General features: G+C 61.9%; 7 protein-coding genes. 5 read left to right on the plus strand and 2 right to left on the minus strand.

Going from position 1 to position 10,072, the window contains the following annotated elements:
• Positions 1 to 109: 109 nt before the first annotated feature.
• Both OKC30_RS17820 and OKC30_RS17825 read right to left on the minus strand, forming a co-directional pair.
• Complete coding sequence (locus tag OKC30_RS17820) at positions 110 to 1,651, minus strand: TerC family protein (protein WP_160838307.1); 1,542 nt, start codon at positions 1,649 to 1,651, stop codon at positions 110 to 112.
• 300 nt (positions 1,652 to 1,951) lie between these two features.
• Complete coding sequence (locus tag OKC30_RS17825; protein WP_041214996.1) at positions 1,952 to 2,878, minus strand: cation diffusion facilitator family transporter; 927 nt, start codon at positions 2,876 to 2,878, stop codon at positions 1,952 to 1,954.
• 169 nt (positions 2,879 to 3,047) lie between these two features.
• Between OKC30_RS17825 and ydiJ the strand changes: the two genes are divergently transcribed.
• The 5 genes from ydiJ to OKC30_RS17850 all read left to right on the plus strand — a co-directional run bounded on the left by ydiJ (position 3,048) and on the right by OKC30_RS17850 (position 10,041).
• Complete coding sequence (gene ydiJ / locus OKC30_RS17830; protein ID WP_160838309.1) at positions 3,048 to 6,104, plus strand: D-2-hydroxyglutarate dehydrogenase YdiJ; 3,057 nt, start codon at positions 3,048 to 3,050, stop codon at positions 6,102 to 6,104.
• Positions 6,104 to 6,592: a hypothetical protein gene (locus tag OKC30_RS17835; protein ID WP_270809724.1), complete on the plus strand. Its 489-nt coding sequence runs from the start codon at positions 6,104 to 6,106 to the stop codon at positions 6,590 to 6,592. Before ydiJ ends, OKC30_RS17835 begins: the two co-directional genes overlap by 1 nt.
• A gap of 126 nt (positions 6,593 to 6,718) precedes the next feature.
• Positions 6,719 to 7,180 (plus strand): hotdog fold thioesterase, encoded by a 462-nt coding sequence (locus OKC30_RS17840; RefSeq protein ID WP_270663470.1) that lies wholly within the window; start codon positions 6,719 to 6,721, stop codon positions 7,178 to 7,180.
• Between the two features lie 180 nt (positions 7,181 to 7,360).
• Positions 7,361 to 9,259: a DEAD/DEAH box helicase gene (locus tag OKC30_RS17845; RefSeq protein ID WP_029314717.1), complete on the plus strand. Its 1,899-nt coding sequence runs from the start codon at positions 7,361 to 7,363 to the stop codon at positions 9,257 to 9,259.
• A gap of 329 nt (positions 9,260 to 9,588) precedes the next feature.
• Positions 9,589 to 10,041: a molybdopterin-dependent oxidoreductase gene (locus tag OKC30_RS17850; RefSeq protein ID WP_270809725.1), complete on the plus strand. Its 453-nt coding sequence runs from the start codon at positions 9,589 to 9,591 to the stop codon at positions 10,039 to 10,041.
• Positions 10,042 to 10,072 lie beyond the last annotated feature (31 nt).

The following is a 10,072-nucleotide window of genomic DNA, read 5'->3' on the forward strand; positions in this document are numbered from 1 at the left end:
AACCCAACAAGGAGTTTCGGATTCTTACACAGCCTGAGGATCGGTCAATGGATCCTTAACTGATCGGCATTAGGCCAAAGGCCCTCTTTTGCTGCATTGCCACCGATGATCAGGGGGAGAGTGGGGTGACCCGTACTCGCTCGATGCGCCGCTCGCTCACGGCCATGACCTCGAAGCAGAACTGGCCGAGGTGCAACTGCTGACCGACGTCGGGCAGACTGCCGAAGTGGGAGAGCAGCATGCCCGCCAGGGTCACGTACTCGTCGCTCTCGCTCACCAGCCCGTCGCAGTTCAGGGCCTGCTCCACCTGATGGATGTTGGTGGTGCCGTGGATGAGCCAATGCTCGCCCTCGCGCACCACATCGGGGGTCTCGTCCTCGTCCGGCAGCTCGCCGACGATGGCCTCCAGCAGATCGTGGTTGGTGACCAGCCCCTGGATGACGCCAAACTCGTCCGCCACCAGAATGAGGCTGCCCCTGGCCTGGCGCAGCTCCGCCAGCAGCCGGATCACGTTGATGGTCTGGGGCACGATGACGGGCTCGTTCTGTCTGGCTAGTGCTGCCAGGGATTGCCCCTCGTTGAGGGCAAACAGCAGATCCCGAGCCTTGACCACCCCGATGATCTCGTCCAGCTCCCCGTCACAGACCGGGAACAGGCTGTGGGGGGCCCGTTGCAGCAGGGCGCGGATCTCGTCCTCGCTGTCGCTCACGTCGATCCACTCCATCTCGGAGCGCGGGGTCATGATGGTGCGAATGGAACGCTCGGCCAGCGACAGCACGCCGCTCACCATGTAACGCTCCTCTTCACCGAAACCAGGGGGCAGGGGCTGAGCCTGCACCTCTTCTTCGTCCTCCTGCGGGTGGGCGGAGCGCTTGTTCCCCCCCATCAGCTTGAAGATGGCGGCGGTGGTGCGCTCGCGCAGGGGCTGGCGCGCCTCATGGCGCAGGGCACTGCGCTGGGCGAGCTGGTTGAAGAACTCGATGAGCACCGAGAAGCCGATGGCCGCGTAGAGGTAGCCCTTCGGTATGTGGAAGCCGAAGCCCTCCGCCACCAGGCTGAAGCCGATCATCAAGAGGAAGCTCAGGCAGAGCACCACCACAGTGGGGTGGGCGTTGACGAAGCGGGTCAGGGGCTTGGAGGCGAGCACCATCACTACCATGGCGATGGTCACGGCCGCCATCATGACGCCGAGGTGATCCACCATGCCGACGGCGGTGATGATGGAGTCCAGGGAGAAGACCGCATCCAGCACCAGGATCTGAGCGATCACCACCCCGAACCCGGCATAGACGCCGGTGCCGCCTTGCTCCTCGGGCTTGGCCTCGAGTCGCTCATGCAGCTCGGAGGTGGCCTTGAACAGCAGGAAGAGTCCGCCTCCCATCAGGATGAGATCCCGACCGGAGAAGGAGTGATCCCAGATGTGCAGCAGAGGAGCCGTGAGGGTGACCAGCCATGACATGATGGTGAGCAGTCCCAGGCGCATCAGCAGGGCCAGGGAGAGACCGATGATGCGCGCCTTGTCCCGCTGGGCGGGGGGCAGTTTTTTCACCAGGATGGCGATGAAGACCAGGTTGTCTATCCCGAGAACGATTTCCAGGATGATCAGGGTAAGCAGACCGACCCAGATTGACGGGTCCAGCAAGAATTCCATGTGATTGACCTCAATGAAGACAGATGCAGTGAATCGTGGTCACGGCGTGGCCGTGGTGACGGAGACGATCGCTTCAGAGGCGTTGGTTGAGCAGGTACAGATAGGCTTTGATGGGAAAAGACGAAGGGCTACTTCGGGGATTGTCCATGATGGGCAATAAAACCTCGGGTCAAAAGTGAGCCCTGATGATAACGGGAATCCCGTATTTGGCAAGAGGGGTCTGGATGCGCAGGGGGAGGCGCTCGCCCAACAGGGCAACAGGGGCAGGCGGAGCTTGCCAGGCAAGCCCCGCCTTGCGGCTTACAACCAGCGTTTTTCCCTGGTGAAGCAGACCGAGAGCCAAGCGTCTCCCAGGGTGTCGCCGAGGCGAGACCAGAGCTCCTGGCGCAGGGCATCCTGGCGCTCTACGGGCCACTCCTGGCCGGGGGCCACCAGGATGTTGAGCTCGAGATCGAAGCGGCGGCCGCTTTTTGCCAGGTGGCTGTAGCACTCGACCCCATGGCGCAGGCGCAGGGCCTCGACTTCGCTTGCCACCAGCCGGGAGACATCCCCCTTGGGGGCAATCTTCAGCACTTCCCGCAGGTTGCGACCGAGCACCTTGATGGGAATAAGGGTGGCACACAGGGCCAGCAGCGAGACCAGCACCGGGTCTATGTAGCGGTTGTAGTGGCCGTAACCCAGGGTATCGAGCCCGATGGCGACCAGAAAGCCGATGAGCAGGGTGGCGCTGAGCAGGGTATCCACCAGCCACTCCTTGGAGTCCACCCGCACCAGCTCGGAGTTGACCCGCTCGGCCACGTCGGCCTCGATGAGATAGAGGATGCCGCAGAAGAAGGTGGAGACGACGGCATAGATGAGGGCGTGGCCGAGATCTATTTCTCGTCCGCCCGCCAGAAGGGAGGTGATGCCGCCATAGAGGGCACCGAGGCAGAGCAGCAGAATGATGGCGCCGTTGATGACGTTGGCGATGGGTTCGAAGTGGGCGTAGCCGTATTGGAAACGGGCGTCGGAGGGGCGGGTAACCAGGTAGGCGGTGATGAGCCCAAGGCCCGTCATGCCCATGCTGAACAGGGTGAAGATGCCGTCCAGCATGATGGCGTTGGAACCGACGAACAGACCATAGCCGATCCCGAAAATGGCAAAGGTGATGCAACCAAACAGCGACAGGGTCAGCGCCTGTTTTTCGGTGCGAATAAGCGTACTGATAACATGGCTGTAGTGAGCCATAAAAGTCCTCCTTTCAAATGGTGAAGATTGCGCGCGCAAGCGGTTTTCTAGCTGATATACTGCCCGCTCACATGTGAGCGGACTGGTTCGGACACCCGCAAAGAGGCAGGTCCGAACGGTCGTTGTCGCCGGAATGCCGGCATCAAGCAAAGGATGGGAACAAGGATTCATGATCCCGAGACTCGATTACCAGGACAGTTTGTCACCTACAACCCTGCAGTTTCTTGAGTTGCTGGCGCGATCAGCATTTCGTGGTGATATCGAAAAGTCTTATGCAAGCCGGTTGGCGATGGCGACGGATAACAGCGTCTATCAGGTCGTACCTCAGGCGGTTCTCTATCCGCGCAGCGCGGATGACATAGCGGTGATGCTCAAGCTGGCCCAGGGGCCCGAGTACGCAACCTTGAGTTTCTTCCCTCGCGGTGGCGGTACCGGCACCAATGGCCAATCCTTGGGCGGCGGCATTATCGTCGATCTCTCGCGCCATATGAACCAGATCATGGAAATTAATCTGGAAGAGGGCTGGGTGCGGGCCCAGGCCGGGGTGGTCAAAGACCAGCTCAACGCCTATTTGAAGCCCCACGGCTACTTCTTCTCGCCGGATCTCTCCACCTCCAACCGGGCCACCCTGGGAGGCATGGTCAACACCGACGCCTCGGGGCAGGGGTCGCTGGTGTACGGCAAGACCTCGGATCATGTGCTCGGCCTCAAGGCCGTGCTGGAGAACGGCGATCTCATGGCGACCGAGCCGGTGACCGGCCAGCGTCTGGCGGACAAGCTGGCCCTCGAGACCCGTGAAGGGGAGATCTATCGCACCCTCTATCGCATCGGCCGCGAGCGGCGCGCCGACATCGAAGCCACCTTCCCCAAGCTCAACCGCTTTCTGACCGGTTACGATCTCAAGCACCTCTATCAGCCCGATACCGACACTCTGGATGTGAGCCGGGTGCTGTGCGGCTCGGAAGGCTCTTTGGGCTTCATCATCGAAGCCCGCCTCAACATCACCCCCATCCCGCGCTACCGCACCTTGGTCAACGTCAAGTACGACAGCTTCCCCTCCGCGCTCAGAAATGCCCCCTTTATGGTACAGGCCCACGCCCTGTCGGTGGAGACGGTGGACTCCCGGGTGCTGGGACTGGCCCGCGCCGACATCATCTGGCATTCGGTGAAGGATCTCATCCAGGATGTGCCCGGCAAGGATCTGCAGGGGCTCAACATCGTCGAGTTTGCTGACACCGACGAGGATGCGCACAAGGCCAAGGTGGAGGAGCTGTGCCGGCGCATCGACGCCCTGCTGGCCAGGGGGGAGGCGGGGGTCATTGGCTATCAGGTGTGCGACCACCTGCCGAGCATCGAGACCATCTATGGCATGCGCAAGAAGTCGGTGGGGCTGCTCGGCAACGCCGAGGGGCGCAAGAAGCCGGTGGCCTTCACCGAAGACACCGCCGTGCCGCCGGAATCCCTGGCGGACTTCATCATGGAGTTTCGCGCCCTGCTGGACGCTTACGGCCTTGACTACGGCATGTTCGGCCATGTCGATGCCGGGGTGCTGCACGTGCGCCCGGCGCTGGACTTGTGCGATCCCGAGCAGGAGGTGCTGCTGCGGCGCATCTCGGATCAGGTGGTGGCGCTCACCGCCAAATACGGCGGCCTGATGTGGGGCGAGCACGGCAAGGGCTTTCGCTCCGAATACAGCCCCGCCTTCTTCGGCGAGCTGTGGGAAGAGCTGCAACGGGTCAAGGGGGCGTTCGATCCGGCCAACCGCATCAACCCGGGCAAGATCTGCATGCCTTATGGCAGCGGCGCTTCGCTTGTCTCGGTGGACGGGCCCAAGCGCGGCAAGTTCGACCGCCAGATCCCGATTGCCGTGCGCGAGAGCTATACACGGGCGCTGGATTGCAACGGCAACGGTCTGTGTTTCACCTTCGAGACCGACTCCCCCATGTGCCCCTCGGTCAAGATCAGCCGCGACCGCCGTCACTCCCCCAAGGGGCGGGCTGGCCTGATGCGTGAATGGCTGCGCCAGTTGTCGGAGCAGGGCTTCGATCCCCTTGCCGAAGAGGTGGCGCTGCAAAGCGGGGGTCTACGCTTCAAGCAGATCGTCGACAAGTTCCGCAATACGGTGGCCCGCGCCCGGGGCGAGTATGACTTCTCCCACGAGGTGATGGAGGCGATGGAGGGGTGCCTTGCGTGCAAGGCATGCACCAGCCAGTGCCCCATCAAGGTGGATGTGCCCACCTTCCGCGCCCGCTTCATGCAGCTCTATCACAGCCGATATCTGCGCGGCCCCAAGGATTACTTCGTGGGCACGGTAGAAAGCTATGCGCCCCTGCTGGCCAAGGCCCCCAAGCTGGTCAACTTCTTCCTCGAAAAAGAGTGGGCCCAGAAGGCGACCGAGAAGAGCATCGGCATGGTGGATGTGCCGCTGCTCTCCGTGCCGACCCTGGCCGAGGAGCTGCGTGATCACCGCGCCCGCTATTTCGATCTGCCGGGCCTCGAGGCCATGAGCCCCGAGCAGCGCCAAAAAGTGGTGCTCATCGTGCAGGATCCCTTCACCAGCTACTACGACGCCCCCGTGGTGCGTGACCTGGTGAAGCTGGCCAGCAAGCTGGGTTATCAGCCCTACCTGCTGCCGTTCAAACCCAACGGCAAGCCTCAGCACGTGAAGGGATTCCTGCGCGCCTTCGCCCGCACTGCTGCCAGCAGCGCCCAGTTCCTCAACAAGGTGGCGGCCCTCGGCATCCCTATGGTGGGGGTCGACCCCTCTCTGGTGCTCTGCTACCGGGACGAGTACGTGAAGGCGCTCGGCCCCGCCCGCGGCGATTTCCAGGTGCTGCTGCCCCAGGAGTGGCTGCTCTCCCTGCCTGCCGAGGCGCTGCCGCTGCGGGAAGAGGTTGGCACCGACCCCTGGTATCTGTTTGCCCACTGCACCGAGAAGACCGCCAAGCCCACCACCCATGGTGATTGGAGCACCCTGTTCGGCCGCTTCGGTGCACGTTTGCAGCCGGTGTCGGTGGGTTGCTGCGGCATGGCGGGCACCTATGGTCACGACGCCAAACAGGTGGAGAACTCCAAGGGGATCTACGGTCTGAGCTGGGCCGAGCCCCTGGCTCGCCTGCCGCAAGCCCGTTGTCTGGCCACCGGTTATTCGTGCCGCAGCCAGGTCAAGCGGATGGAGGGGGAGAAGCTCAAGCATCCGCTGCAGGCCCTGCTGGAACTGCTCTGATGCTCCACTTTCCCAAGGGATTCCGGGTGCCAAAGGCCTATCGGCACCCGCATTTTCTGTTGCTCCCCACCACGCCGTCCCAGGCCGTGGTGGAGTTTGTCGCCATCCTGCGCGAGCGGGATCAGCTCCATCAGCTGTTTCGCCCGGACGATGTGTGGTCCTCCGCCAATTTCAGCCTGAGTCAGCACGAGGCCGACTTGGAGTGGCAGCACGCCGAGTTTCTGGCCAAGCGCTCCTTTGCCTATGGCCTCTGGAGCCCGGACAGGGAGCCCCGCTTCTGGGGCGGGGTTTACCTCTATCCGTCGGTGCTGCCGGAGGTGCAGGTGGAGCTCTTCTTCTGGAAGGTGGCCGAGGCGCCGCTCACTGACAGCGAACTCGAAGCCGAACTGCGCACCTGGCTCGGCAAGGTATGGCGCTGGTCCGAGCCGCGTCTGCCGGGGCGGGACGGCCCCTGGGCCGAGTGGCCAGGGGTGACCTATCCCTGGTGAGGGTCAATCTCGATGCAAGATGCCCCGGCGTGGGCATCTTTTTTTTTGCTCCTTTTTCGCCGACACTGCTGGTTTGCCGCTACAGCGCAGCGATAACCCGTTGATCACGCAAGGAGTCCGCTCACCATGAGTCAAGAAAGCAGCCCCATCTGGCGCAAACCCATGAGCCTGGATGGGCTCAACGCCAGCTCCCGCAACACCCTGATGGCCCACCTCGACATCGTCTACACCGCCTTTGGCCCCGACTGGCTGGAGGCCACCATGCCGGTGGATCACCGCACCCATCAACCACTCGGCATGCTGCACGGCGGCGCCTCCGTGGTGCTGGCGGAAACGCTGGGATCGCTTGCGGCCAACATGGCGGTGGGGGAGGAGAATTATTGCGTGGGGCTGGAGGTCAATGCTAACCACCTACGGGCCAAGCGGGAAGGGGTGGTGACGGGGCGCTGCGCGCCGCTGCATCTGGGGGCGACGACTCAGGTGTGGCAGATCGAGATGCGCGATGAACGTGGTCGTTTATTGTGCACCAGCCGATTGACCATGGCGGTGCTCAAGCACAAGCGGGACAAGGACTCTGGCGAAGCGTGATCGGCAATAACGCATCATGAGTGAAAAATAAGCAAGCCATAGTCGCGAGATCCCTCTATAATTGCCAACGTCTTGAGACACCTATCACATTTTTCAAGACAGCAGAACAAAGTGGCGCTATAATCGCCGCCTTTTTGCTATTCCGCGGTGTTAGCCGCCTGCCTTAATCTGGAAGAATCTATGTCTGATACCGAACAACTGCCCCTTTTTAGTGAGCTTGGACTGGCCGCGCCTGTATTGAAAGCGCTGCAGGACGTGGGCTATGAGCGTCCGTCTCCCATCCAGGCCGCAGCAATTCCCCACCTGATGGCGGGACACGATCTGCTGGGGCAGGCACAAACCGGTACAGGGAAGACCGCTGCTTTTGCCTTGCCTCTGTTGTCTCGTCTGGAAGCTGGTAACCGCAACACCCAGATCCTGGTGCTGGCCCCGACCCGCGAGCTGGCCCTGCAGGTGGCAGAGGCGTGCCAACGCTATGCCCACCACATGCCCGATTTCCACGTGCTGCCCATCTACGGCGGCGCTTCCTACGAAACCCAGACCCGCGCCCTGCGCCGCGGTGCTCAGGTTGTCGTGGGTACCCCGGGCCGCGTGATGGACCTGATCCGTCGCAAGAACCTGGACCTCTCCGGTCTGAAAGCCCTGGTGCTGGACGAAGCGGACGAAATGCTGCGCATGGGCTTCATCGACGACGTGGACTGGATCATGGATCAGTGCCCGGCCGGTCGTCAGGTTGCCCTGTTCTCTGCCACCATGCCGGAGCAGATCCGTCGTGTTGCCCAGAAGCACCTGAAGCAGCCCAAAGAGATCAAGATCGCTTCCAAGACCGCGACCGCAACCACCATTCGCCAGCGTTACTGGCAGGTGACCGGTCTGCACAAGCTGGACGCCATGACCCGTCTGCTGGAAGTGGAATCCTACGAAGCCCTGCTGGTGTTCGTGCGTACCAAGAACGCCGCCGAAGAGCTGGCAGGCAAGCTGGCTGCCCGTGGTCACGCCTGTGAAGCGCTGCACGGTGACATCCCGCAGAAGCTGCGTGAGCGTACCGTCGACAAGCTGCGTCAGGGCCAGCTGGACATTCTGATCGCCACCGACGTGGTCGCCCGCGGTCTGGACGTTGAGCGCATCACCCACGTGGTGAACTACGACATCCCCTACGACACCGAATCCTATGTTCACCGTATCGGCCGTACCGGCCGTGCTGGTCGCAAGGGTGAAGCCATCCTGTTCGTGGCACCGCGCGAGCGTCGCATGCTGCGCGCCATCGAGCACGCAACTCGTCAAGCGATCGAGCCGATGAAGATGCCGAGCACCGAGGACATCAACCAGCACCGTCTGGCCAAGTTCAAGGAGCGCATCCGCGAAACCATGATGGGTGAAGAGCTCGAGATCTACCACAACCTGGTGAACGAGCTGATCGAAGAAGATTCTGCCGATCCGCTGGAGCTGGCTGCTGCACTGGCCAAGCTGGTACAGGGCGACCAACCGCTGCTGCTGGATGACTCCATTCCGGATCCGGTGTTCAACGCCGGCAACGATCGCGGTGGCTTCGAGCGTCGTGAGTTCAACGACCGTGGCGGTCGTGACTTCGGTGACCGTGGCGATCGTCCGGCCCGTCGCATGCCGTCCCTGGAGCCGCGTCCACTGAAAGACAACCCGGACGTGGAGATGGAGCGCTACCGCGTCGACGTGGGTGCCCATCACGGCGTCAAGCCGGGCCAGATCGTGGGTGCCATCGCCAACGAAGCGAACATCGAGAGCCGCTTCATCGGCAACATCGACATCGCCGATGACTTCTCCACCGTCGATCTGCCCAAGGGCATGAGCGCCGAGGTGCTGGAAGTGATCAAGAAGGCCCGTGTCTGCCAGCGTCCGCTGCAGATCACCCGTTACACCGAAGTGCCGGCCGGTGGCAACACTGCTCCCCGTCCGCCCCGTGGTGATCGTCCGTTCCGTGGCGACCGTCCTTTCAACAAGGATCGCCGTCCCCAGGGTGACCGTCCCTTCAACAAGGATCGCCGTGAAGGCGGTTTCGACAAGGGTCGCAAATTCGGTGGCAACAAGCGCCGCGACAGCTAAACCCTGACTGCACTGATGAGAAGGCCGCTCCATGGAGTGGCCCTTTTTGTGTCTGTTTTTCAGATGCGTAGCGAAGATTGTCACCTTTTTCCGGCCGTGGTGGGCATCCGGTTTGATGAGGAGCCAGTGAAAGAAAAATGGTGCAATCCATTTGCCTGGGGGTGGCGCCTGGTGTCATTCTTTGGGAAGCGATTGGATACTTTTGGAAGACGCACAATCGTTGCTGGTTGCAAACGACTGCGACTTTGGTCTGAAGGTGCATTCTGTTGTTTGCATATGAGTCAGCAGAGTGAGATGAATAAATAAACCGTATGACAGGGAGGTGCGTGATGGGCAAGTGGCTTGGCAAGGTGTTGCTGATATCTGGATGGCTCGTGTCGGGTATGGTGTTGGCGGAGGAGCCCTTCTTCAGAATTGCGGGGGCGGGGTGCTGCAATGGCAAGGGGGAGGTGGTGCTTACCCGTGCCGAGTTTGAGGCCTTGCCGCAGACGGAAGTTAAGACGGGGACGCCCTGGACCGAGGGGGAGCACCTCTATCGCGGGGTGTTGCTGCGGGACCTGGTCAGGATCTACGGTCTCAAGAGCCAGGAGGTCAAGGCCCTCGCGGTCAATGAATACTGGGCCGCACTGCCGCTGGAAGACGGGGAGAAGTACCCGGTGCTGGTGGCCGAGAAGCAGGATGGCAAGGCTCTGACCCTGCGCAACAAGGGGCCGCTCTGGGTCATTTATCCCCTCACCGAGGCCTTGTTGCACAAATCGGGGAACTATCTAGCCAAGTGGTGATCTGATCTCCCGGATCAATCACCGAGCACAG

The organism is Aeromonas sp. QDB18 (genome assembly GCF_027705325.1).
In the GTDB taxonomy this organism is placed as follows: Bacteria; Pseudomonadota; Gammaproteobacteria; order Enterobacterales; family Aeromonadaceae; genus Aeromonas; species Aeromonas caviae.